The organism is Pontibacillus sp. HN14 (assembly GCF_021129245.1).
GTDB lineage: Bacteria > Bacillota > Bacilli > Bacillales > BH030062 > Pontibacillus.
Genome location: NZ_JAJOLR010000006.1, coordinates 101294 through 125417, shown reverse-complemented (window position 1 = coordinate 125417; position 24124 = coordinate 101294). Strand labels below are relative to the sequence as shown.

General features: G+C 43.2%; 24 protein-coding genes and 1 riboswitch. Of the genes, 10 read left to right on the top strand and 14 right to left on the bottom strand.

Going from position 1 to position 24124, the window contains the following annotated elements; all coding sequences use genetic code 11:
* Window positions 1–286: 286 nt before the first annotated feature.
* Window positions 287–2227, bottom strand: coding sequence for a PAS domain-containing sensor histidine kinase (locus tag LQ226_RS16965; protein ID WP_231419222.1), 1941 nt, complete (start codon window positions 2225–2227; stop codon window positions 287–289).
* A 143-nt stretch (window positions 2228–2370) separates the two neighbouring features.
* A complete protein-coding gene (locus LQ226_RS16960; protein WP_231419220.1) occupies window positions 2371–4077 on the bottom strand; it encodes a WG repeat-containing protein in 1707 nt (568 codons plus the stop codon).
* A 157-nt stretch (window positions 4078–4234) separates the two neighbouring features.
* On the opposite strand from LQ226_RS16960, the gene LQ226_RS16955 reads away from it, so the two are divergent.
* A complete protein-coding gene (locus LQ226_RS16955; protein ID WP_255688781.1) occupies window positions 4235–4402 on the top strand; it encodes a CDGSH iron-sulfur domain-containing protein in 168 nt (55 codons plus the stop codon).
* Window positions 4403–4466: 64 nt separating this feature from the next.
* Here the strand turns inward: LQ226_RS16955 and LQ226_RS16950 are convergent, their stop codons facing one another.
* The 6 genes from LQ226_RS16950 to LQ226_RS16925 form a co-directional block, all read right to left on the bottom strand.
* Window positions 4467–4745: a hypothetical protein gene (locus tag LQ226_RS16950; RefSeq protein ID WP_231419218.1), complete on the bottom strand. Its 279-nt coding sequence runs from the start codon at window positions 4743–4745 to the stop codon at window positions 4467–4469.
* Window positions 4746–4823: 78 nt separating this feature from the next.
* The gene (locus LQ226_RS16945; RefSeq protein ID WP_231419217.1) at window positions 4824–5522 is read right to left on the bottom strand and encodes an AIM24 family protein; all 699 of its coding nucleotides are present in this window, start codon (window positions 5520–5522) and stop codon (window positions 4824–4826) included.
* A 104-nt stretch (window positions 5523–5626) separates the two neighbouring features.
* Complete coding sequence (locus LQ226_RS16940) at window positions 5627–6088, bottom strand: DUF2188 domain-containing protein (protein WP_231419215.1); 462 nt, start codon at window positions 6086–6088, stop codon at window positions 5627–5629.
* 59 nt (window positions 6089–6147) lie between these two features.
* Window positions 6148–6585: a hypothetical protein gene (locus LQ226_RS16935; protein WP_231419213.1), complete on the bottom strand. Its 438-nt coding sequence runs from the start codon at window positions 6583–6585 to the stop codon at window positions 6148–6150.
* A gap of 438 nt (window positions 6586–7023) precedes the next feature.
* Window positions 7024–7350, bottom strand: a complete 327-nt coding sequence (locus LQ226_RS16930) for a thioredoxin family protein (RefSeq protein ID WP_231419211.1) — start codon at window positions 7348–7350, stop codon at window positions 7024–7026.
* A 90-nt stretch (window positions 7351–7440) separates the two neighbouring features.
* Entirely contained in the window at window positions 7441–8913 is a 1473-nt protein-coding gene (locus tag LQ226_RS16925; RefSeq protein WP_231419209.1) for a methyl-accepting chemotaxis protein, read from the bottom strand.
* Between the two features lie 130 nt (window positions 8914–9043).
* On the opposite strand from LQ226_RS16925, the gene LQ226_RS16920 reads away from it, so the two are divergent.
* Window positions 9044–9571 carry a methyltransferase gene (locus LQ226_RS16920; RefSeq protein ID WP_231419208.1) on the top strand — a complete coding sequence of 176 codons (528 nt, stop codon included), beginning with the start codon at window positions 9044–9046 and terminating at the stop codon, window positions 9569–9571.
* Between the two features lie 158 nt (window positions 9572–9729).
* Here the strand turns inward: LQ226_RS16920 and msrA are convergent, their stop codons facing one another.
* On the bottom strand, window positions 9730–10200 hold the full coding sequence (msrA, locus tag LQ226_RS16915; protein WP_231419206.1) for a peptide-methionine (S)-S-oxide reductase MsrA: 471 nt from the start codon (window positions 10198–10200) through the stop codon (window positions 9730–9732).
* Window positions 10201–10325: 125 nt separating this feature from the next.
* Window positions 10326–10444: riboswitch (SAM riboswitch) on the bottom strand.
* Between the two features lie 301 nt (window positions 10445–10745).
* On the opposite strand from msrA, the gene LQ226_RS16910 reads away from it, so the two are divergent.
* Window positions 10746–11132: a Rid family detoxifying hydrolase gene (locus LQ226_RS16910; protein ID WP_231419205.1), complete on the top strand. Its 387-nt coding sequence runs from the start codon at window positions 10746–10748 to the stop codon at window positions 11130–11132.
* Between the two features lie 278 nt (window positions 11133–11410).
* Here LQ226_RS16910 and LQ226_RS16905 read toward each other — a convergent pair whose 3' ends face one another.
* Window positions 11411–12463, bottom strand: a complete 1053-nt coding sequence (locus LQ226_RS16905) for a C45 family autoproteolytic acyltransferase/hydrolase (RefSeq protein WP_231419197.1) — start codon at window positions 12461–12463, stop codon at window positions 11411–11413.
* A gap of 35 nt (window positions 12464–12498) precedes the next feature.
* Window positions 12499–12729, bottom strand: a complete 231-nt coding sequence (locus LQ226_RS16900) for an excisionase family DNA-binding protein (RefSeq protein WP_231419196.1) — start codon at window positions 12727–12729, stop codon at window positions 12499–12501.
* A gap of 255 nt (window positions 12730–12984) precedes the next feature.
* Here LQ226_RS16900 and LQ226_RS16895 point away from each other — a divergent pair, with 255 nt between their 5' ends.
* Both LQ226_RS16895 and LQ226_RS16890 read left to right on the top strand, forming a co-directional pair.
* Complete coding sequence (locus tag LQ226_RS16895) at window positions 12985–14253, top strand: ATP-grasp domain-containing protein (RefSeq protein ID WP_231419195.1); 1269 nt, start codon at window positions 12985–12987, stop codon at window positions 14251–14253.
* A 26-nt stretch (window positions 14254–14279) separates the two neighbouring features.
* Window positions 14280–16241, top strand: coding sequence for a hypothetical protein (locus LQ226_RS16890; protein ID WP_231419194.1), 1962 nt, complete (start codon window positions 14280–14282; stop codon window positions 16239–16241).
* Window positions 16242–16751: 510 nt separating this feature from the next.
* On the opposite strand, the gene LQ226_RS16885 is transcribed toward LQ226_RS16890, so the two are convergent.
* Window positions 16752–17657 carry an ABC transporter permease subunit gene (locus LQ226_RS16885; RefSeq protein WP_231419193.1) on the bottom strand — a complete coding sequence of 302 codons (906 nt, stop codon included), beginning with the start codon at window positions 17655–17657 and terminating at the stop codon, window positions 16752–16754.
* Complete coding sequence (locus LQ226_RS16880) at window positions 17654–18610, bottom strand: ABC transporter permease subunit (protein ID WP_231419191.1); 957 nt, start codon at window positions 18608–18610, stop codon at window positions 17654–17656. Before LQ226_RS16880 ends, LQ226_RS16885 begins: the two co-directional genes overlap by 4 nt.
* Window positions 18611–18887: 277 nt before the next feature.
* On the opposite strand from LQ226_RS16880, the gene LQ226_RS16875 reads away from it, so the two are divergent.
* The 3 genes from LQ226_RS16875 (at window position 18888) to LQ226_RS16865 (ending at window position 21195) form a co-directional block, all read left to right on the top strand.
* Window positions 18888–19697: a glutamine ABC transporter substrate-binding protein gene (locus tag LQ226_RS16875; protein ID WP_231419190.1), complete on the top strand. Its 810-nt coding sequence runs from the start codon at window positions 18888–18890 to the stop codon at window positions 19695–19697.
* Between the two features lie 109 nt (window positions 19698–19806).
* Complete coding sequence (locus LQ226_RS16870; protein WP_231419189.1) at window positions 19807–20472, top strand: amino acid ABC transporter permease; 666 nt, start codon at window positions 19807–19809, stop codon at window positions 20470–20472.
* Window positions 20473–21195 carry an amino acid ABC transporter ATP-binding protein gene (locus LQ226_RS16865; protein ID WP_231419188.1) on the top strand — a complete coding sequence of 241 codons (723 nt, stop codon included), beginning with the start codon at window positions 20473–20475 and terminating at the stop codon, window positions 21193–21195. It abuts the gene before it with no gap.
* Between the two features lie 56 nt (window positions 21196–21251).
* Here LQ226_RS16865 and LQ226_RS16860 read toward each other — a convergent pair whose 3' ends face one another.
* Window positions 21252–22565: a phenylacetate--CoA ligase family protein gene (locus tag LQ226_RS16860; RefSeq protein WP_231419186.1), complete on the bottom strand. Its 1314-nt coding sequence runs from the start codon at window positions 22563–22565 to the stop codon at window positions 21252–21254.
* A 234-nt stretch (window positions 22566–22799) separates the two neighbouring features.
* Between LQ226_RS16860 and LQ226_RS16855 the strand changes: the two genes are divergently transcribed.
* Window positions 22800–23600, top strand: a complete 801-nt coding sequence (locus tag LQ226_RS16855) for an alpha/beta hydrolase family protein (protein ID WP_231419185.1) — start codon at window positions 22800–22802, stop codon at window positions 23598–23600.
* Window positions 23601–23679: 79 nt separating this feature from the next.
* A complete protein-coding gene (locus tag LQ226_RS16850) occupies window positions 23680–24120 on the top strand; it encodes a CHRD domain-containing protein (RefSeq protein WP_231419184.1) in 441 nt (146 codons plus the stop codon).
* The last annotated feature ends 4 nt before the right edge of the window (window positions 24121–24124 follow it).

Sequence of the window (24124 nt, the reverse complement as noted above, 5' to 3'; positions counted from 1 at the left end):
CCTGAGTCAGTCTCCTCTAACTTGAGCTGTTATTTTGAATGCTTGAGCCAGTAACCGAAAAAGATGAGCCACACGCCTCCCGGTATGAGTCAATTCGCTGTAGCTTGAGTCGCAACACAAAAACTTGAGCCACTCCCCCAGCTCGAGCCACCACATCAAAAACTTGAGCCACTCCCCCCAGCTCGACCCACCACAACCTAAACTCGAGCCACTCCCTCAGCACAAGTCCACTCCACCACGCCCCTCTCATCAGACAAAAAAAGAACCCCCATAAGGAGGTTCTTTTTCAAGAAGAAAGAACGGGAAGTGTGATCACCACTGTAGTTCCAACGTTCACTTTGCTTCGGTATTGAATAGTGCCGCCTAGACTCTCAACGAACTTCGTGGTCACCATCATACCAAGGCCTGTCCCTTTTTCTTTCGTTGTGAAGAAGGGCTCACCAATTCGTTTAATTTGCTCGGATTCAATCCCTTTTCCGCTGTCCGTTATACAGACGACAACACAGTCAATCTCAGATCGGTACGTCCCCACCACGTTAAGGTCACCAGGACCATCGATGGCTTCAATTGCATTCTTTACGACATTAATAAAAATTTGCTTTAAACGTTTTGGATCTGAAGGCAGGTCAGGGATGGAAGCATCAAAGTCCGTCGTTACTCTCACGCCACCCTGACGACACTGAGCTCTGAAAAGGGCAAGAACATAATGAATAATATCTATAAGATTGATCTTTTCAAGCTCGACCTCTTGATCCGGTTTGGCTAAAAGCATAAATTCATTAACAATCGACTCAATACGTGATAACTCTGAAAACACAATATCTCCGTATTGACCACTCGTCTCACCTGACATCATCAGTTGCAAGAAGCCCTTGATGGATGTGAGAGGATTCTTAATTTCGTGCGCAATTCCGGCAGCTACGCGTGTAATCGTTTCAAACTGTTCAGAACGTGCAATGAGCTCGTCTTTTTCTTTGAGGTCTGTAATATCTTCATGAACACCTACAACCATGATTTTCTCAGCTTTTTCTAACGGATACCCTTTCGTACGAATCCACTTCCACACACCAGGTTCGAATTCAAAACGATACTCACAAGCTATCTTTTCAATACTCATTTGCCTGAGTGACTTAATAACACGGTCCCTGTCGCCTGCATGGATCCGGTCAAGCCAAGTACTATAGTCTTTCTCCACAGTAGGAATGGCGATGCCAAATATGGATTCAAAGGTCGGGCTCATGTATTCCCATGTTTGAAAGTTAGCAGATAACACCCAGAATGCTTCATTGATATTATCCGCAAGCAGAGAAAAGCGTTCTTCTGTCTCTTGAAGCGCATGAATGTATGTGTTCACCTCCGTGATATCTTGAATGAACACCGTTAATTCACGATTCGATGGATAAGCGGTAACATCGACCACCCTACCCCTTTCATAAATATAATCTTGAAATTTCACTACTTGATTTAGTTCAAATGCCTTCTCGTAATGAGTGAAATAATTATGATAGGTGCTCCGCGGGAACACCTCCCATAGATTATGATTACATAGCGTTTCAGAAGATCGTCCTAATATTTCCTCAAGAGTAGGGTTCACGTAGAGAATTTCCCAATCCCTACTAATGACAGCGAAGCCGTGAGGGATGTGTTCTACCACTTCTTTGAGACGGTTATAAACAATCGGACTAGCATTCGGTGAACCAAGCAAGTTCTCAATACTTTTAGAGTTTAGCGATTGATTCTTCATCTGATCATCAATTAAAGAGAGCCAGGTCATAAAATGATCCACAGACTGGGAGTTGGAAATTGTCCCAAGCTGACGCTCAAATTGATACCCCTGGTGGTCCGGCACGCTGGACGGAACTCGGCCTGAGATCATAATTCGATTAGCCGATGTTCTCTTCACGACCCCCTCTACAGGAAGACCCCCGGCGCCTGAAAGCAAAATGGATCTGGTTTCATCTTCATCAATTTCAAACAATTCCTGCTCCGTTTTCCCAAGCAAGGAGGCACACGTATCACGTTTCATGACAGAATGGTCTAAGCGAAACAGTTCCCTAAATCGTTCATTCACATGAACTTGATTTTGCTCCTCGTTCAATAAACAAAGCCAATTCCCCGATACATTAAACATTTCTAAGCACTCATCTATGAGAAAGTGCTCGTCAACTCTTTCTGTTTGAACCACACTCATCCCTCTCTTTTCCTTGCTCGCGTAGTTCTTACTCATTAGATACACGTATAATAGTACTCTCATCATATACTAAAAAAGTAAAAGTTTGTATAGATTCGAGGGTATTATCGGTTTTTCGTCATTGTTCGACATATCTACCAAAATAAAAACCGGCTAGAGGTGTGACCCTAGACGGTGTTTCAATTATGAAACGATCTCCAAAATTCCCCATTCTTATCGATGATCTCTGTAATTTGTTCAAACGGAATTTCAAATGTAGGAAAGCCAGCCACATACGGAGCAATTTCATAAGGAGCGTAATACACAAACAATGACGTTCCATTCACATAAAAAGGCTGGTCAGCGGCCACTTTCACATCCACATCATCAAAGTAATAGGAATCTTCTTGTGATTGGATTTGGTCGTTGACAATTTTCGTGAGTACCTCTGTATAAGGGCTGCCTTCTTTAAATAAATCAGCTAGTTGATAAAAGGTTCCCTCCACAAGGTTAATATTCGCATACACCTTAGTCGGCATAGGGTGGGCTGCTCCGAAGTAATATTGAGAGCCGTTTAACTCAATGACTACTAGGTCTTTATGAAAATATTCAACCGCAAAGTCGCCGAAATAGCTATAATCAAGCTTTTTATCTTTTGGGACATCTTTCACTTGCGATAAATCCCTTAACTTCTCATTAACGGCCTTCTGAATAGCACCGTCTTCCAATCCTCTAACCACTGGATAATAGACCAGGTAGTCGACGTTTGGCTTAAACTTCATCTTAAGAATTCGATATTGGTTGTTGAGACGAATAGTCCGTTTCGGTCTCCACACAACTTCACCTTCTTGTGTTAGATACAGAAGTTCATAATCAATCATCGCTTTAATAAGGGGGCCTTCTAAAGAAAGGGTCCCTTGACCAGGTAACACAGGTTTTCCTTGAGCGATGTTTCCTTTCCGATTGAGAAAGAAGGTATTCTCATTGTCGTGAGCTGAGGCCAATCCTTTCTCGTAATCTGTGACATTTTGATAGCGAAAGGGTGACAAAAGATCACCGTTTAGATTCGCAATAGCATAGTGACTCCCAAGATAAGTCTGTTCAGGAACAATAGCCTTCCCAACCGCAATTCGTTTCTCACCAAGACGATTTAGATCATCATAAATTGGCTTTATGATTTGCTTTCCTTTTTGGTCGATGAGGCCATAACGAAAGATATAGTCTTCAGCCACAGTCACGACGGCGCGCCCTTCTTTAAAAGCCTGCACATAATCGTAAGAAGGCTCTATAACCACACGCCCTCTTTCGTTAATGTACCCATACTTCCCTCCCCGGTCTTCTTGAAAAGCAAGTAACCCTTCTCCATAATTACCGACATACGGGTAATTGTACGTATAAAACGGGTTTCCATCACGATTAATTAATGCAAATTGATTTTCCTTCACCTGCACAACTGCCCGTGCATCTGTAAATGGATCAGCAGATAGATACTGAGCAGGAATGGCTTCTTCACCTTGGTTATTTAAATAGCCGTAATACGTCGTTCCGTCTTTCTCCAGACTAAAAAGGGCTAACCCATTTTGATAAGAACCGATATATGGATAGGGTCCAGGTGTCAGTATGGTCCCTTTTTCATTAATAACCTGAAATCCGTTATCTTTGTAAACCGTTGCCCGCCCTTCACTGAATTCCGTAACGGATTCATACAAAGGTTCAACCACATAGTCGCCCTTTGTGTCGATCACCCCACTGCGATTATCCACTTCCACAACCGCTAACCCATTCTTCTGAAAATCTCGCGCATACGAGTATTGAGGCTTAATCCGTATTGTCCCTTTACGGTCGATATATCCCCATTTCTCCCCGCTATCTGTTTGAACCAGCACTGGGAAACGCTTAATAGACATGCCCGTTCTACCTCCCTAAGCTAAACACGTTTACATTAGTTTATTCGTTTACTTGTGTAATGTGCCTAGGCAGTCGTAAAAGTTAGGTCATCATCATATAGTAAACAAAAAAGGAGGGATCACGATCGCAGATATTAAAGTAAGAGATAACGGACCCTTGTTCGTATCAGGGGAGTTCACGATTAAAGACGCCACCGGGCAAGAATATGTAACCAAGAAAGGCTGTTCCTTGTGCCGATGCGGATTATCGAACAATAAACCATTTTGTGACGGAACCCATAAAGGGGTATTTAAAGACGAATCCCGGGCCCCTAACCCCCCTTAAATCGGTCAGTTCTAAACACAAAAAAGCGGCCTATCTCGCATTCCGAGAAAGCCGCTTTTTCTATTCAAGATACCTCGCTTGCTTTAAACAAAGCATCAACCCGCTGAGCAAGTTCACTTATAAATCGATTCACATCTTCCGGGACGGTGTCCTGACTCTTCCAGTCTACTTCTCTGCTATTAATCATCTTAGGACGGCTTGATACAAATACCCAACCAACGTTCCCTTTCTTCACAAATGCCGTCCAGAGCCATTCTTCTCGCTCCCCAACACTAACGCCCACTAGTTTGTGTTCCGCTCTTCGATTCCCGCTACGCTCAATTCGTTTAAGCTGATGTTTCAAGTTTCCCACTCCCTGCTTTTTTCAACTAGTATGAACGACAGGGAGCTGAAACATACTACTGACTACATCTAATCTCGTTTATTGATTCGACTGAGAATAATAGACTTCTTCAAACGGTTGAACAATGACAAAGCCTTCTCCAGAGAATTTCATCTGAATCGACTCCCCGCTTCCACGGCCGAAGAAACTCTTTAACGTTACGTCCGTCTTAAATTCAGGCTGCAAATGCCCAGACCATGCGACAGTAGCATTTGGATCTGTCATGACAGGTTGATCTGGAGTAACTAAAAGCGTTAAAGGCTCATAATGAGATGTAATCGCCACAAGACCGCGACCTTCTAATCGAATATTAAAAAGCCCACCTGACATCATTCCGGCAACCTTTCTCATTAACTTGATGTCCCACTCAATCCCTGGTTCAAAAGCCAGAAGGTCATTGCCATTTACCGTAATGGCTTCATTGTTCAAGTGAAGAATCGTAATCTTCTTCCCTTGATCGGCTAAATATAGTTTTCCGTTTCCTTCTGCTTTCATAAGAGAAGCGCCTTCTCCTGAGAACGCCTTTTTAAACATCTTACCAATTCCGTGTTCAAGGATCCCTTCCCGTTCAAAACGAATTGATCCATTGTAGGAGATCATCGAACCCATCTTCGCCCACACATCTCCATTCAGATTCACTTCAAGCATACGAGGGGTCTCTAATTCAAAATAATCATTCTCTTCTTCATCTTGTTTCGTCTGGCGAATAAATTCATCAATAGAATAGTTGTTTTTCACCGGTAGCCCACTCCCTTTTCCATTTCTCTATTGTATAGATGGTGAAACTTCATTAGATTTAAAAAAAGCTGTCCCACCTTTTTTGTATGAGACAGCTTCACAAATTATGAATCGTATGATGTCTGGTCCTGGATACTGCCATCTTTCTTATGAATAATAACTTTCGTCCCCTTATTCTTGGCAATCTCCTTCGCTCGATCAATGGCTTCTTGCTTCTGGTCAAACACATCTGAAGGCTTCTTCGCCTGTTCCGTTTGAACCGCCCAACCTTCTTCATGAGCGACGACATGTTCACCTTTCTCGAGAAGTTCTGGGCGACTCTCGGACCGCTGTCCTTGATCGTCACGCTTCTTTAAATCCTGATCACTCATTTGTTTGACCTGATTAATCTCCTTCTCGGTCGCATTATCATACCATTCCTTCGCCTGTTCTGTTGCAATCGGAATGGCCCGATCCTCATCATACCCGTCATCTAACATCGCATTAGCTATATCAATCGCTTTCTTTCTTACAGGGGTTTCTAAATTCTTCAATGAACTTGGATAATCCTTCGTATCCCAAGGCATAACGCCCACCTCCAGTAACCTTTTTCTTACAGATTACCGCAATAAGAGGAACGATAAACCTATTTCGCTACCGGATAGTCTTGCACAAAACGCTTGGCCTCTTCCGGATCACTCGTTTCAAACACTAAAGCCTTCCAAGAAATCTCTGACTGCTTCACAACATGATCAGCCTTTTCGAAGAATAAATAGTACGGCTCTTCTTCCTTAGAATAGTTCGTGTGCGTGAGGAGTCCTTCCCACGTATCTTCAAAATGATCCCCGTGCCGATCCATCCGACATAAAAGATGCCCAGTTTCAAACCATGAATACTGATTAGATAGCTCCTCTAACGGTTGCACACAAGTATGAAACTGATCCTCATCTTCTGACTCCATAACGATATAGTTGCTTATAATAGGCATCTGCCCTTGTTCTTCAACCTCTTCTCTCTTTCGATCCGTACGAATAATCATGTACGCAAGGAAGATCGCCACAATCGCAAATAGTACGTAAATCATACCGGACCATCCCTCTCTTTAATGAAGTTCGTTACTCATTCTAGTATTTCCTCTTTACCTCAATCATTTACTTGTTTTTTAGATTTTAGAGATGTATCCATCTTCTACAATTATTTTTGTTAGTATTTTATCACGGAATCAGCCCAAAAAGAACGGCAAGAAAGTTTAGAATAAAGTCCGCCTCTGCTTGGCTTGTTTCCGTTCCTCCAAAATTCGGGCAAGGTGGTTCGGGAAATTGCGAGACTCCTGCGGCATAAGGAGCCTAGGGAAGACCCCACAGAGAGCGCAAGCGAACGAGGAGGCTTCCCAGCTCGCCGCGGAAAGCGAGTGATCTCCCGAACCACCTATACTCTGAACAAAGCAACGGAAACACTCCTCAATTTAGATCATATAAAAAAACTCGCTCATTTCCATTCGGAAATGAACGAGCTATGCTGCTTATTCATGGATAAGACGATACAACTTCCCAAGCTGGTCTTCAAACTCATCTACTGGAACAAAGCGAGCTTTACGGAACTGCTCTTTACCATCGGCATAAACCATCACCACAGGCACCGTAAAGATCGAAAACTCGCCTGCGATCTCTGGGATTTCATCTGCGTCAGCATGAACAGCTTCAACAGCTGGATATCGCTCTAGCACTTCATCAATCTGCGGCAAAAGAGCATGGCAAACGGAGCATCCTGGTCTTGAAATATATAAAAGATTTAAACCACTTTGTCCAATCGTTGAGTGAATCTCATCCATTGTGTGAACGTGTTTCATAGGTACACCACCTAGCTATAATCTGTTATTCGTATTGTACCACAGGGTGTCCCATCTTACTCCCTTATATGCTCATGGGGGTATTCGAATTTAAAGCGAAATAAGCTGTTGCGCACTCTTAGAGGTTTCATTGATATAAGCCCCGATTTTCTCACTGTCATCATTAAGACTTTCAATCGTTGCGCTCATTTCTTCCATACTTGCAGAAGCTTGCTCGATAATAGCAGCGAGTTCGCTCGTTGCTGCTTCGACCTGACGAGATCGATCTTCAACGTCTACGCTGATGCTGTTGCACTCATCCGTACGTTCCTTTACATGGCGTAACGAAGTTTGGATTCGTTCAAATGAAGAGACAACTTCATTCATGCTGCCTACACTTTCATCCAGTTTCTGACTCCCTGTTTTCATCTGATTCAGTGCTTGAGCGTTACTATCATTTAACTCTCCAAGGTTTGTGGTAATCTTTTTAGCGGACTGACCCGTTACTTCTGCTAGTTTGCGAATCTCCTCAGCTACTACGGAGAATCCTTTCCCAGCTTCTCCAGCTCTTGCGGCTTCAATAGAAGCATTTAGAGCAAGGAGGTTCGTCTGCTCTGTAATTTGCTGAATGTCTTCTGTAAACTGATTCGTTTCTTCAATTTTTCCTGTTAAAATATTAAACGTGTCATTAAGCATGTGAATAACATTCCGCAGCTCATTCATTTCCGTCTCAAGATGATAAATCCGTTCCTGCCCGCCATTAATTTCATCAGAAGCTTGATTCGTCTCTGATTGAAGAACGGTTAGGGATTCTTTCATTGTAGAAATAGTCGTCATTGTGCTTTGAGCATGGGCAGAGATATCGGTGATCTGCTCACTTTGACTTTGACCACCAGCTGAAACTTCCTGAACGGCTAGTTTCATTTCACCTTGTGCCTGAACGTTTTGCTGAACCTGATCATTCACACGAGAAATATTTTCGGCTATGAGCGTAGCCTCTTTTTCTAGCTTTTCTTTTTGTCTAGCTTGAAGCTCCCTTTCCTGCTCAGTAGAAGAAAGAATGGTTTCAAGTTTCTTAAATGTCTGACCAGCCAGATGGACCATTACCCCTAATATGACTCCCATTAGCACATAAATTAACACCATAGAGGAGAGTAGCGTGCCCATTAAATTAGCTTGCTCAGCATTTGACCAGGTATGACTGGCAATTAAAGCAATAAGACCAAGGCTATATCCTGTAGCAAATATTCTACGATCCAAGTGCACGGCAGAGAAAACAGCCAGGAAGAGAAGGATTAAGTCACCGGAAAGGGTCCCCCCTTCTACATAGATTAATAGACCATAGCCAATGATCGGCATACTTACTGCTATGTAAGCAAACATTCTCGGTTTATGTAAAATCCGTTGCAATCCAAACAACAAAATCCAGAACAAAGCTAGCTCCGTTCCGTAGATCGATGATCGAATAATCGTGCCCTCTTGTAAGGAAAGGGCTAGTGCTGACAACATTGCTATACTGTATGTAGATGTCATCAGTACGTTTTTCTTTTTCACGTCCAGTAAACGTAATTCTGAACCATTCATAATTAGGGTACCTCCAGAAGATGTCTTTTCTTTTTTTATCGACACATTCCTCTGTATACTTAAGATAAATGACAAAATTTGTAGTCTTCTTACATGTTATGGATTTTGAACCAGAAAGGACTTTCTCTACATGATTTCAAATGCACTAACGCTCATTCTACTCGCTCTCATTCTTTTAATTCTGATTTCCATCGTTACTCGCTCTTCTAAGAACGGCATCACGCCAACACCAACGAGCCCAAAAGTAAAGGAAGAAGTCACAGCAATCGTAAAGAACTATACCCCTACTACCATCGCTGACTTTGGGGCCGGCTGGGGGACGATGGCTTTCGCACTTGCGAAAGAATTCCCGCACACGGATATTTACGCCTATGAAACCTCACTGGTCCCCTACCTTTACATGAAAGGGATGGCAAAGCTTAAAGGATATTCAAATGTTAGGATTCTAAAAAAAGACTTCTTTACTGTTCGCGCGGGAGAATTTGATTTGATCTATTGTTACTTATTCACCGGAGCCATGAAACAACTGTCCCCTATGTTTGCTTCCTATAATGGGACCGTAATCTCAAACACGTTCGCCTTACCAAACACCGTGCCCACCGCCACCAAAAATGTAGCATCCTGGCTCGGCACAACTCCGATCTACATATATAAATAAAAAAGCGACCCCAAACGGAAAATCCATTTGGGGTCGCTTTACCTTCTTATGTAACCTGCCACCTCAAAGGATGGTTAAGTTCCCGCAGTCGTATCGATTGCGAGGTGGCATTGAAATTAAAATATCATAAGTGATGCAGAAATACAAGTTAGGCTGATTTAGCCGATTCCACAAGAAACGGAACCATTCTTCTGAAGATACTTTTGGTGATATTCTTCAGCATCGTAGAATTCGGAAACCTTATTCACTTCCGTTACAATTTCACTCTTGAAGAGTCCTTTATTATCCCATTCGCGAATCTTAGCTGCTGCAGTTTCTTCTTGATCTTCTGTAGCAAAGATGACGGAGCGATACTGATATCCTACGTCTTCTCCCTGACGATTTCGTTGAGTCGGATTATGACACTCGAAGAAATGGTCTACTAGTTCACTATAAGAAATCACTTCTGGATCAAATTCAACTCGAATCGCCTCTGCGTGCCCCGTACCTCCTGCTTTTACTTGTTGGTAAGAAGGGTTCACAACAGTACCTCCCATAAAGCCGACGCGTGTCGCAACTACGCCCTCAATACGTTCGAAATAAGCCTCTACTCCCCAAAAACATCCTGCTGCGAAAACTGCTGTTGCCATTCTCATCTCTTCCTTTCTTAAAACGACACTTCTTTCTTCGAGAGTACGATCACGGCCTCTTACATATAGAAGAGCCCTCTCTTTTTTATCCAAGAAAGGGCTCGTAAGTGTATATCCGTACGATCCTCTCATCTTCCAGGAATCAAGTTCCTGCAGGAATTGGCACCGTTCTCGTCAATGGTTACATTGACTTGATGGTTGCCGGGCATCAAAGGGCCAGTCCCTCCGCCTCTCTGGATAAGAAGTTTATCGCTATTTAATATTTTATGTTATCCCAAATCATACATGATCCCGTTAGTGAAGTAAAGTGATAAACACCTAATTTTTTCACATATTCTTAAACGTTAAAATTTTCTGATAACCTGTGATATGATATTCGTACTTGCTCCTTAAGGTGAGTATGTTCATTCATTTTGTATCCTCATTATATAAAAGGAAGCTTTCTTTTATGCCTGTATAGTTCAATTTAATAATGAGGGTTTTTTTTATTCAAGGGGGATCCCCTTTTATGCTTCCTAATCCAATAATTAAAGGAGTTTTTCAAAATGGTTAAAGCAATTTCAACGAACAAAGCACCAGAAGCAATTGGACCTTATTCTCAGGCAATTGACCTCGGTCAGATCGTATTTGTTTCCGGTCAAATCCCACTAAATCCAAGCACGATGGAAATCGTCTCTGATGACGTGAGCGAACAAACGACACAAGTTATGAAAAATGTTGGAGCGATCCTTGAAGAAGCAGGCCTAAACTATGCTCATATCGCTAAAGCCAATATTTATCTTGCTTCCATGGAAGACTTCCAAACAGTCAATGAGGTTTATGCAAGCTTTCTGCAAGAACCATACCCGGCTCGAGCAGCGATTGAAGTAAGCCGCCTCCCTAAAGATGTTAAAGTCGAAGTAGAAGTCGTTGCCCACCGCTCCGACGCATAACTTCGTATGAGCCTTTCTATTTGCTGAATTAAGATCATTACATGTGGTTGGGGCCGTTATTTCAACTTTTAATAAGGGGTGGCTGGGGAACGGGGAGACTCCTACGGGAGAAAGAGGTCGACGAGACCCCACAGAGAGCGCAAGCGAACGAGGAGGCTCGACAGCTCGCCCGTTTAAAGCGAGTCGTTCCCCAGCCACCCCAAACGCGCTCAACAAACGCAACGGCCCCCAAGCGCTCATAATAACAAAAAAGCCACCCTCGTCGGGTGGCTTTTTTGTTACCTTGCATTTTCGTCCATGTGGACAAATGGCAAGTCAGTATCGACCTCACCATAAATACGCGACACGTCAACGTCATTCCCTTCTAACCAATGAGCAAAGTCAAATTCTACTGGCTCTTTGTCTCCGCCAAGAGCAATCCAGGCGGTAAGGGTATTTGGAAAGTAAGCAGATGTATGGATCGTTCCTGCCCAGTTGCGATACTGCTTTGAGAATACACCTCGGTCAGAATCATTCATGAGGCGAAACGCTTCATATCCGCTAGTAATTCGCGTTTTTTCCTGATTGATAACATCCATACGACGCTCAGAATCTTTTAAGTAATTTCGATTCTCATCTTTCATGATTTCAAAATGGTTTGTACATACATTTGATTGGCGCACTTCAACACCCCGAGGAGAGGTTTCCACGACGAACGTTTCGCCTTTCCCGTCATAAACGATGTAACTAAAGGAGTGTCGATGAGGAATTTCTTGAAGCATGGCTACCGCTTCTTCCACGTTGGCACACGACTCAAGAATTAATCGACCAATCATACAACAAATAAAGCCATTCCCAGGATTTTTACGGTGCATAAAATTATATCCGATGGCCAGCCCCTTTTCATTAATACCATCCATTCGACCTGTTACACGCTGAGATGGACCAGCTATTGCGTAGCCTCCATCAGTTGGCTGATAGAAGACATAGCGACCTTCATACGTTTTCGGCTGGTAATCGTAGTTACGAATCATGTAGCCATCGCCTGTTACGATTGAGCAACCTGACTTCACATACTCAACCCGGTAACCACCAAACTCCATCATCACACGTTCCATGGTCCAACCAAGGGCATCCCTTAGCCCTAACAATTCATCCCAGACGCCAGGGGCAAACTTCTGAATCGCACGTTTCACTTCCTCTTCTTCAACAGTAAAACGCGGCTTACGGATCTTCCACTGCTTCTCCCTGTTTCGAATCGTGAGAGAATCTTTTAACAGCTCCCCTTGCTTATAGCCAAAGTCATAATGGGTCCCTCGGAATTGCAGTACTTCACTATAGATTTGTTTCAATGTAAAGCTCCCTTTCTAGATGGGCCTCTCCCTGATTAATCTTCATCTTTGATATCGGGATCTTCAGGAATCGGTTCATTTAAATACTCTTGGATATATTGGCGATACTTCTCCACCTGTTCAAAATGGGTCGTAAACTGATTTTGATTAATCAAATAGTGCTCTCCATCGAATAAAGCGCGTATGCGCCTCTCTCTGACAAGCTTTTCTATATACTCCACAGGTAACTCTAAATAGTCAGCTGTTTCTTGTATGGATAAATACATACCTTCACCTTCTACACTTCTGTTGTACGTTCAAATTACCAAACTCAGCATGAAAACACAATTATTCGATAAAAGGCTCGTTAAAGTTTTGTAGATTCGACACTAGTTTTGTCGAATCACCCATAAAGTCCTTACTCTTTTTGGTAGTTATGATACGTTTATGTTATCACGGTAATCGATCTAATTCTCACATGGCAATCATCATGCTTCTCTTCTAATGTTTCATCATTTATTGATTAAAAGGAGCGATTTTTTATGGAACTTGATCAATTAGAACGAGCTTCATCTACACAAGAAACGGATTTAGAAGAACAAACGAAACCATACTTAACAGCTTTAATTGGGTGGAGCCTCCCTGCTATAGAGGCTGCATCCAGATTGAATCGACCATTTGTTGTAGTTGGACCTCCTGACTTTGAAGCTTACGCGGAAAAACATGATATCGCCTTTGTCGGTTGGGACTTCCACAAACTCAATGAAGGATCTGACTTATTGTACAAAAAGTTACATGCACTTGGGGCTGAACTAGCGGTTCCATTATATGAAGAGTGTGTAGAATGGGCCGGTGCCCTGAACGCACGCTTCAGAGAAGAACCTCGCATTTTTAACCGTTCCCTTCTATTACGTGACAAAGGGATGATGAAACGGAAAGCGCAAATTGCTGGGATTAAGGTCGGTGTATTCGAAGAAGCACGCTCTATTGAAGACGTGAAATGGTTCTTAAGACGTGTGAACGAAGCGCTTCTTAAAATTGACGGCGATGTGTATGATCCAATCCATGTAAAACCTCTTGATAAAGCAGGTTCTGTCGGGCACCTAGCCATTAACACGATTGAAGATGTTGAGAAACTACAGGAGCAAGACTTCCCGTTATTGATGGAAAGCCATTTGGACGGGCAAGAGTTCTCGTGCGAAGCGTTTATTCATAAGGGCAAAGTCCGTTTCTTAAATATCACGGAATACATCCGGTTAGGCTACTCAAACTTCGTACCCGCTTCCCCTTCTTTAGAAGAGAAGCGTCCTCTAATTGAGAAGGCTGTCCAACAACTTGTTGATGCGTTCGAAATTGAATACGGCGTCATTCACCCAGAATATTTTATTATGCCAGACGGAACGCTTCATTTCGGCGAAGTGGCCGCTCGAGTTCCAGGGGGACACATCTTTGACTTAATTGAAAAGGCCTATGGATTTAGTGCCTATGAAGCTCAAATTCTATGCAGTGATCCAAATACAACAGACGAAGAATTAGAACTCTTCTTCCCTGATCCATCTAGTGCTGATGGCTATGCTGGGTGCCTAATGGTCCACCCTCACACGGACTACGTGGAGTCGTTAAACATTCCGGAAGAACTCGAAGAACACCCATACTTTGAGAAACATGATCTGTTCACCCCTGCTCAGGGAAAAGTTGCAGAGCGAATCGGCTTTGGTAACCATTACGGAACAATTTTCTTCCACGGAGAAGACAGCGAAGAAATGCGTCGATTACTACAGTTGTACGAAGAATATAATTTCTACCGTTAAGTTTCTAATGTAAAGGGAGAGTAGATATGGCTCAACGTACTGAAGATCTAGTCGAACGTTTCACCCATGCTTTACAAGCTTTAGAAACAGCTGCACCTTTTGCAAAATCACGATACCAAACCGACGTCTATCAAGAAGCGAACCGCCTTCTTCAAACAGAAGACGGGCTAGAGCAACTCTTTCATTTTGCTCATCAATTCGAAGAGATCGGCGTCTTCCAGGATGGCCCATGGGAAAAGGCTGAGAACCTTCAGCCCCCTCTTGTGTCCGGGTCTTTAAAGGCTAAAGGACTGCCAATGATTATAGAAATTCTAAGTGAATTACGAATGCTTGCCATAGCTAAGGGTGCCTTCACACATCCAAAGGTATCAGCTGAAATGGCAGAGGAGTTTTTAAATGAAGTATTAGCTTTGAATTTAAATCTCCTCTTCCCTGACGCCAGCGAAAGTGCACGAATTGAAAAGCATGAAAATGATGAACGAACAAGCGAAGTCTTTCAATTTATCGCAAGCTATTTGTCTACCAATGCATTAACGAAAACGCTCGTGTCTGAAATTACGAGAATTACAGCTCAGCGGCCAATCATGATTAAGCGTGTCGTGTCGATGATTCGAATGGGTAAAGAAATGCTGAAGTCAGACCTTGAATATGAGGAACGAGAATCGCTCCTGACTTATATTGAAGCGATTGAGGGGCCTTCCCCTCTAAGCAAACAATACAAAGACTTAAGCACTTACCGTAGTCGACTGCGTGAGTTGTCCCAGCAAGAATTGCGATCTGAGTGTGTTGCGATGGCCAACTCCATGAGAAAAACTGGCCTCACCTGCCCACATCACGCGACCCTTCTAAGAGTGCTTACGAAAAAGGTCCCTACCCTTATCCCGTATGCTCTTCAGCTGAACGGAAAAGGAAAGGCCAACCTAGAGGAACACCAGGATATGGTAACACAGCTAATTAAAGTGGCGATCTTTCCATCTACCTGTCAGTCCATCTACGGATTAGCTCTGATGCTTGAGCGCGGAGTCCTATCTTCCTCTCCGGTCATGCCTGGTTTAAGAAGGTTAATCGAATTGGATATCCTTCCAGATGTCCGAACCGCCCTTTTGAAAACCGTTCGAAACGGGGAAGGAATGACAGCAAATAGCATCCTGGTCGCCGGTGTCATCAGTGTTCTCGGGCAACCATTAGGAGTCGGGCAAGGGTTTAATCCCACATGCCAAGCCGCGCGCGGGATTAGTCTGTGGGCGCAGCACGCCCCAGGTGTATTGCTAGATTTAATCCCACGAGCAGCGCGGGATGGGGATATAGATTTCACATTCGAAGGCCTTCAGATCCACTCAAAAGATTTAAAAGGCGGCCTGGCCCCTGAGCTTCATACAGAACTTGATCCCGTTTCACTCGTCCTCGTGCCTCACCTGGATCGAATTTATAGTGAAATGATGACAAAAGTAGCTCTGCGCGGCGAAGATGGCCACCGTTGGGTCAATCCTGCATTTTATGGAAGCTGGGTATCGAAAGGATTCAGTACCGTTATTGACCCGCTTACAGGGTTTATCAATGATTTCTCAGGATTCGTACGCTTGTTTTACGCAACGCACCACCCTGATTACAACGATGATTACGAATTGATTTACCCAAATCCGGTTGGGATCTTTATCACCAATGTAAGGGGAAAATTACTCGGCTTCCATGCCGTTTCCATTATCCGAATTGCCAAAGACCAACAAGATCAATACCGGGTTTACTTTTATAACCCAAACAACGACAGCTCTCAAAACTGGGGCCAAAATATCGAACCAAGCGTCATGGGCAACGGTGAACAAGAAGGCGAATGCTCTCTACCCTTCCACGAATTCACCTCCCGCCTATACGCATTCCACTACAACCCATACGAACAAGGCGACGCCTACGCAGTCGAACCCCACCTCATCAACCAGGTCAAACAACTGGCAAAGGAGAGTTGGGGAGAGGACTATACTTGGGTTTAAGAAAAGCGCAGGCGACTGTTTAGCCCCGTACGCATAAGCAAGATGACGCAAGTTCGCGTAGCGGACTGGAGTTAGCTTGCTTATGACGCTAGGGGCTAGGAGCCGGAGCTGGACATCGTGAAAAGCGCTGGCCAGAATATCGACGTCTCAAAGTGTTTCTAGACGTCAGAGTCTCTTTTCTAGACATCACGCGACGCTTTCTCGACGTCAGGCTTTCTATTCTAGACGTCCTGCGATTCTTTCTCGACGTTAGCGTCTCTTTTCTAGACATCACACGACGCTTTCTCGACGTTAGTGTCTCTTTTCTAGACACCCCGCGACGCTTTCTCGACGTCAGTGTCTCTTTTCTAGACACCCCGCGACGCTTTCTCGTCGTCAGTGTCTCTTTTCTAGACATCACGCGACGCCTTCTAGCCGTCAGAATCGCAGTTCTAGACGTCCCAGCACTTTTTCTATCACCAACCTCAAAAAGCTGCCTTCCTAAAAGAAGGCAGCTTTTCTCTTTTCCTATCATATATAACTCTGTCGCTTCTCAAAGTAGTGGCGAATCCCGTTGCCTAGCAAATAAAATCCTACAACAAAAATGGTAATCGCTCCTGCTCCTGCGAAAGGAATCCAAACGCTTCCGAACACATCAGCGGTTGCTCGCTGGAAGAGCACCGGCCAGGCATTCGATGTATTTACGACCTTATATGCCGGTGTGGTCACAGATGGCAAAGCTTCAATCTTGTGACTAATAAACACTTGAATTAACCCAAGCTGCCCAATGACAAACATGACTCGACTAATATCTAACGAAACATTTACAGCCATATGAGGGAACAGTTGAGGGAAATAGTATCGCCTCAGCATTTGAAAAGAGGTATTCCCTGAAGTAATGGCCGTATCCATAAATGGCTTATAGGAGATCTCCTCCGTTTGCTTATACAATACATCACCCACTCTCCCTACTTCCACCACGGCCAAAATGATAATGAGCCAGGTTGTACGGTGGGGGGAGAAATACACATAAGGCAACATAAGGAAAAACAATACAATAAAAATCATCGGAACAAATGATAAAGTTTGATTTAAAAACTGCAACAAAGCTCGGACCGGACGATAATAGAAAGCCCCAAGCCCAAGAGGAATAGCTATACTATAGCGAATCAGCACGACAGACAAGACAACCGCCAACACTTCTTTCGTACCGACCACCAAGCGACTTAGTATATCTCTCCCATAGTGATCCGACCCTAGCCAATACTCACCAGATGGCGGGAATGGAGGAATTGTCATTTCTCCCTCCTCTGTGCGCATCATCCCTTTCGTTTCCACATTCTCATCGATAAATGGAAGGTATGGACCCAGAAAGGCGACAAACAGAAGGCCGACTAAAAAGATACACCCTGCTATTAGCTGTTTGTTCCATTTCACGAAGCCTCGCCTCCTCTTCGTAAAAGCTGATGAGCAGCTAGTTTGCTGAGGAGCTGGACTATTAGAACGATCCCTGTAAAGACGATGATATATTCGATCACAAGTGACGTATCTATGGATTGCGGGCTCCCGACTGTAAAGCTACCTCTGACGCGGAGGGCTTTATAGAACCTGTAAGCCGCTCCTCGATAAGATGTAATTAACTCAACGATAAATAAATTCGACAAAATATACAGCATAATCGTATTCAAATGACTCACAACTGCTAGCCAACAGTTACTGAGCATGTGTTTCCAAACTATTTTGAAACGGTTCGTCCCTTTGCTAAACGCGGTGCGTATGTAATCCTGCGTAGATTGTTGTTCCAAGCTCGAATACGTTAACCTAGCTATGTAAAAGGTCGGATAGATAGCCAGAAAAGTAATCCCAACCACTTTATTCGAAACAGCCTCACTTCCATATAAACTAATACGCGGAAGTCCATAATCCGCAAACGTAATGAGAGCCACCTGAATCATGAGTAACAAGAAAAAATCCGGTACGGAAAGAAAAAATACAGTCGCTTTTTCCCCCAATACATTAAACCGCCTCCGCTTCACGTAAAAATCATAGATTCCTTTTAGCACACCCAAAATCGAACTTATAATAAAACTCGGAACGATCAGCCATAAACTCTTCTTTAAATATCTCCAAACCTCATATTCTACCGAGTGAGTGTGAATGGTATCCCCTAAACTCTTATGTTCCCATGCATATTGAAGAAGTGTCGTCACATTTTGTCGGTATGCTTCCCAAGAGAAATCCGTAATCCCTTCCCTGTATTGTTCAGCCTGCTCTGTTCGGGATAGGTTACGGTCCACCTCCGGGTTCCCTCTCGGAATCAAGACCACGAGTATGAGCACAATCGTTACGAACAACCAAATGAAACACGTCTGGATCAACGTTCTCCCCAAATCTACGCCCCCCTCAAAAAATATTACACCCATACGATCATTCAACAATTTCTTCCAAAAAACCTTTTTTGTAGATAAAATCTCGTAAACTATGAATAAAAGGTAGAAAAATGAAAGAATTCGAAGCTATTTTAAATAAATCGGCTGTATTTTTAGCTCACCTTTAATTTTTCAGACTTTTCTATCAATTACTCCCTCAAACAGAAATTTAAATTTTCTGACGATTATGAGATACTGGTATACAGACTTATAAAATTTGGAAGGGGATGTCCATTAGGTGAAACGTTTATTTGCACTTTTTATCACAATTCTATCAATTGCTGTACTCGCAGCGTGTGGTAGCTCATCAGATTCAAACGGTGACTCTACAAATGGAGATAGCGGGGACAGCGGCGGCGATTCAGGAGAAAAAGAGACCTACACCGTTGCCACAGATGCAAACTTTAAGCCTTTTGAATATAAAGATCCAGACAGTGGAGAGATGAAAGGCTTTGATATTGATTTAATGAAGGCGATTGCGGATGAAGCTGGCTTTAACGTCGAATTTAAGTCCATGCAATTTGATGGACTGATTACAGGAATGCAGTCCGGACGTTACCCACTTGCTATTGCAGGGATCTCCATTACGGAAGAGCGAAAAGAAAGCATTGATTTCTCAGATCCATATTACGATTCTGGTTTAATTTTAATGGTTCAAAGTGATAACGATGAGATTAAATCGATTGATGATGTTGATGGAAAAGAAGTCGGCGTTAAGACAGGGACAACAAGTGAGGCATACTTAAAAGAAAATACAGATGCTAAAATCAAAGCCTTCCCTCAAATTATCAACGCATACATGGACGTTCGAAACGGTCGTGTAGATGCATCTTTATATGACAAGCCAAACGTTGAATTCTACATTAAAGAAAGCGGCAAAGATGAGCTAAAAACAGTTGGAGAAACGCTTCAAGGTGAGTCTTATGGTATTGCAATGGAGAAAGGATCTGACCTTGTAGAACCTGTAAATGAAGCACTCGCTACTCTAAAAGAAAACGGAAAATACGACGAAATCTATGAAGAATACTTCGGCAAAAAGCCAGAGTAATAGAACACTTAGGTTCATAACACCTTAGAAGGCACAATGAAAAGCGCAGCGAGTTATGAACTTGTTGCGCTTTTTTCTATTTCGTACTTAATTAAGGAGCGATTAAATCATGTTTGAAGCTTTTATGGATTCTCACTACGTTCGTAGTTTTCAGGCTGTCTTTCCTGAAGGAATATTACTCACACTAGGAATTACATTAGCTGGTTTATTTTTCGGATTTATCATTGGTGCCATCGTTGGACTCGGGCGTTTATCTAAGAAGAAATGGGTGAACATACCTGCTCTGTGGTTTGTAGAGATTGTACGAGGAACTCCGATGCTCGCACAGATTCTCTTTATCTACTCAGGTCTAACAGAAGATATTATTGGCTTTAACATTGCCGCGCTGCCTACTGCAATTATTGCAATCGCCATAAATGCCGGTGCATATATTGCTGAGATCGTTCGTGGTACGGTACACTCAATTGATAAAGGGCAACGTGAAGCTGGACGAGCACTAGGATTAAGTGAACGTGAAACGATGCGCCATATTGTATGGCCTCAGGCTTTTAAACGAATGATTCCGCCTCTTGGAAACCAGTTCGTAATTAGTCTGAAAGATACCTCTTTATTTTCCGTTATTGCCATAGGGGAGCTTCTATACCTTGGTAAGCAGTACTACAACATAACGTATACACCTTTCCAAACGTTAATAGTAGTTTGCCTCTTATACCTATGCATTACAATACCTGCCTCATTTTACTTAAGAAGATTAGAAAGGAAGCTGGACGTATAAATGATTACCGTAAAAGATCTCCACAAATCATTTGGTAAAACAGAAGTCTTAAAAGGAATAGATGCGAAAGTAGAAGAAAGTGAAGTGGTCTGTGTCATAGGCCCATCTGGCTCTGGTAAGAGTACATTCTTAAGGTGTTTGAATCTTTTAGAAGAGGTCACATCAGGAGAAATCGTCATCGATGGTGACGTCCTAACAGATCCAAAAGTAGATATTAATGCCGTTCGCTCCCAGGTCGGAATGGTGTTTCAGCACTTCAATTTATTTCCTCATAAAACCGTATTAGAGAACATTACATTGGCCCCCATTAAAGTAAAGGGGTTGTCTCAAAGCGAAGCGGACAAAACAGGACACTCTCTCCTTGAAAAGGTTGGTCTTGGAGACAAAGCGGATGTGTATCCTGAGAGCTTATCAGGCGGGCAGAAGCAGCGTGTCGCCATCGCTCGTTCTCTCGCCATGAATCCAAAAGTTATGCTCTTTGACGAACCGACATCTGCTCTTGACCCAGAGCTAGTCGGGGATGTTCTCCAGGTAATGAAAGACCTGGCTGTTGAAGGTATGACAATGGTCGTTGTGACACACGAGATGGGCTTCGCCCGAGAAGTCGGTGACCGCGTGCTCTTTATGGATGAAGGCATTATTATGGAAAACGGATCGCCTTCTCAAATCTTCGATGACCCACAGAACTCCAGAACACAATCCTTCTTAAGCAAAATTTTATAGCATGTAAAAAGCCTAAATCTTTGTCGATTTAGGCTTTTACTTTTTGCGATATAAAATTAGCTCATCATCTGTTCTACGACTCGCACGGCTTTCCCTTCTGAGCGAGGGATGGAGTTCGGTTTATTCACACGAACGTCTACTGAGACAAGGCAATTATTCTTCATAATCGTTCGGATTTGTTTGGATAAGGTATCACATTTCTCATGCTTCAGATCCCCATCAATACTTCCATAAAACGCCTCATCCACTTCTACCTGTAGTTCAACTTGCATCAGGCTCCCCTTTCGCATTAAATGGAGCTGATAATGAGGCACAATTCCTTTTACTTGCAATAGGAAATGTTCGATCTCAGACGGGAATACATTTACGCCACGGATGATTAACATATCATCAATCCGTCCTTTTACTCTCGACATGCGTGCTGTCGTCCGACCACATGCGCAAGGCTCATGGGTAATTGATGCGATATCGCCTGTCCGGTAACGGATAACAGGGAAGGCCTCTTTCGTTAAACTTGTAAAGACCAACTCTCCGTCTTCTCCATCCGGAACAGGTTGCATTGTTTCCGGATCAATAACTTCTACTAAGAAATGGTCCTCTGCAATATGAAGCCCTTCCTGTGCTTCGTGACATTCCATAGCTATCCCAGGACCTAACACTTCACTCAGTCCATAAATATCACAAGCTTTGATATCGAATTTCTCTTCAAGGGTACGCCTCATCTCCTCAGACCACGGTTCAGCTCCGAATATGCCGTACTTAATGGACGTGGCACGAGGGTCTTTCCCCATTAGTTCCATACGCTCTGCAATATTTAACATATAAGAAGGTGTGCCGCAGATGACGGTTGGTTTAAAGTCCTCAATCAAAGTGATTTGTCTTTCGGTATTCCCTCCAGATACAGGTACCGTGGCCATGCCCAGCTCTTCACTTCCGAAATGAAGACCCAGTCCCCCAGTGAACAATCCATAGCCATACGCATTATGAAGGATTTCCCCTTTCTTTCCTCCCGCTAAGGAGATCGCACGCGCTACAAGATCCGACCACATCTGAACATCGTTCTTTGTGTACCCCACAACGGTAGGCTTTCCGCTTGTCCCAGAGGAAGCATGCAAACGCACAATTTCACTTTGGTCGACTGCGAATAACCCAAATGGATAGTGGGCGCGAAGATCTTTTTTCTGTAAAAACGGTAGCTTTTGAACATCCTCAAGAGTTTGAATATCACTCGGCTTTAGGCCTAATGCCTCAAACTTTTCACGATAAAAAGGCACATTCTCATACACTCGTTCTACGGTTTTCTTCAATCCAGCAAGCTGAACGTGTTCCCTATCATTTTTTGAAGCGCTTTCATTTTTGTGCAAAATCATAGATCTTCCCCCATTTTCGTTTAGAATCCCAAAACCCGGCAGACAGAATGAATCGTATTGCACTTAAATTCCGAATAATTTTTTTTCGTTACATCATTTACTTACTAACTTATCTTGAAAGAAAAGGAAAGTCAATAAGTAATCAGAAAATTAAATCTTTTATACCGTCCAATCTTCCCTTTTTCTCGGTGATCTGTGAGATAATACCCCTATAAAAAATAAAGAGGTGGTACGATGAAGAAAATTTTTTACGGAGAACAAAAGGATCAATACGGAGAACTTCGAATCCCTGAGGGAGAAGGTCCTCACCCTGTTGCCGTTGTTATTCACGGAGGATTCTGGAGAGAACCCTTTACACTAGAACTCATGACAGACGCAGCAGAAGATTTAACCGCTCACGGTTACGCCACTTGGAATATTGAGTACCGCCGAGTTGGACAAGATGATGGAGCCTGGCCCAACACCCTCCTGGACGTTGGAAGGGCTCATGATTACGTTAAAAACCTTGCACAAGACTATAATCTGGATATAGACAAAACGATCACTATTGGCCATTCAGCTGGTGGTCATTTAGCTATGTGGCTCGCTGGACGCCATAAGATTCCTGCGACTAGTGAACTTTACTGCGAGAATCCTCACCCTGTTGCAGGAGCCATTAGCCTTGCTGGAGTTGTAGATCCTGAAACAATGTATACTGTCCATCATTTCAGAGACGCGTCCATGGGATCAGAACCCAACAACCCGGTGGCCGACTTATTAAAAGGAAAACCAGAAGAAGTACGGGAGCGTCTGCAAGCAGCTTCACCTCTTGAACTACTTCCTATTGAGGTTCCACATGTGCTTATTCACGGATCATTGGATATCCATGTCCCTATTGGAATCAGCTCTCGTTACCAGCGACACGCTGAAGAACTCGCTGAGTTTGTGAAGTTTGTGGAGCTGACAGAAGCTGAACATTTTATGCTGACAGACACCAAAACAGAAGCTTGGGAAGCTGTCCTTGAAGAAGTCGATTTACTTCTAAAAAGCATATAAGACTCCTCTTCTATAATATACAAACACCATCTCGCGCCCAGTGAATAAGATAAGAGCGTTCACTAAAGGAGGCGTTGATATGGATAAATTATTTAAGGCACGATTAAAAGGGAAAAATGAAGTTCCACCTGTCGAAACCCATGCATCTGGAATTGCAAAATTTGCTTCAAACAAGCATGACACGAAAATTAAATTCGTTTTAAAAATAGAAGATATCGAAAATTTTGTTCAAGCCCACATCCATTTTGGTAACAGAGAGCAGAACGGCCCCGTAGTTGCGTTCTTATTCGGCGCAGACCTTGAAACACTTCCAAATCAAAATGGAATATCGACTCAAAAAGGCGTGGTAACAGGTATCCTAAAGGATGAAGACATTGTGAAAAATGACGTCGGAATTCACTCTATTGCCGATCTTCTCGACTGCATGAAAAAAGAATTAACATACGTAAACGTTCACACCGAACAGAACCTCTCGGGTGAAATAAGAGGGCAAATCGTTCCCCTTCAAGAGGGTCGATAATTCA

Bases quoted from the DNA above. Each gene is read 5' to 3' on its own strand.
- LQ226_RS16865 (WP_231419188.1), top strand. From the start codon at position 20,473: ATGATTACCGTAAAAGATCTCCACAAATCATTTGGTAAAACAGAAGTC.
- LQ226_RS16900 (WP_231419196.1), bottom strand. From the start codon at position 12,729: ATGTATTTATCCATACAAGAAACAGCTGACTATTTAGAGTTACCTGTG.
- LQ226_RS16960 (WP_231419220.1), bottom strand. From the start codon at position 4,077: ATGTCTATTAAGCGTTTCCCAGTGCTGGTTCAAACAGATAGCGGGGAG.
- msrA (WP_231419206.1), bottom strand. From the start codon at position 10,200: ATGGCAACAGCAGTTTTCGCAGCAGGATGTTTTTGGGGAGTAGAGGCT.
- LQ226_RS16935 (WP_231419213.1), bottom strand. From the start codon at position 6,585: ATGATTTACGTACTATTTGCGATTGTGGCGATCTTCCTTGCGTACATG.
- LQ226_RS16870 (WP_231419189.1), top strand. From the start codon at position 19,807: ATGTTTGAAGCTTTTATGGATTCTCACTACGTTCGTAGTTTTCAGGCT.
- LQ226_RS16910 (WP_231419205.1), top strand. From the start codon at position 10,746: ATGGTTAAAGCAATTTCAACGAACAAAGCACCAGAAGCAATTGGACCT.
- LQ226_RS16940 (WP_231419215.1), bottom strand. From the start codon at position 6,088: ATGCCTTGGGATACGAAGGATTATCCAAGTTCATTGAAGAATTTAGAA.
- LQ226_RS16925 (WP_231419209.1), bottom strand. From the start codon at position 8,913: ATGAATGGTTCAGAATTACGTTTACTGGACGTGAAAAAGAAAAACGTA.
- LQ226_RS16920 (WP_231419208.1), top strand. From the start codon at position 9,044: ATGATTTCAAATGCACTAACGCTCATTCTACTCGCTCTCATTCTTTTA.
- LQ226_RS16895 (WP_231419195.1), top strand. From the start codon at position 12,985: ATGGAACTTGATCAATTAGAACGAGCTTCATCTACACAAGAAACGGAT.
- LQ226_RS16855 (WP_231419185.1), top strand. From the start codon at position 22,800: ATGAAGAAAATTTTTTACGGAGAACAAAAGGATCAATACGGAGAACTT.
- LQ226_RS16860 (WP_231419186.1), bottom strand. From the start codon at position 22,565: ATGATTTTGCACAAAAATGAAAGCGCTTCAAAAAATGATAGGGAACAC.
- LQ226_RS16930 (WP_231419211.1), bottom strand. From the start codon at position 7,350: ATGAAACACGTTCACACAATGGATGAGATTCACTCAACGATTGGACAA.
- LQ226_RS16965 (WP_231419222.1), bottom strand. From the start codon at position 2,227: ATGAGTAAGAACTACGCGAGCAAGGAAAAGAGAGGGATGAGTGTGGTT.
- LQ226_RS16890 (WP_231419194.1), top strand. From the start codon at position 14,280: ATGGCTCAACGTACTGAAGATCTAGTCGAACGTTTCACCCATGCTTTA.
- LQ226_RS16850 (WP_231419184.1), top strand. From the start codon at position 23,680: ATGGATAAATTATTTAAGGCACGATTAAAAGGGAAAAATGAAGTTCCA.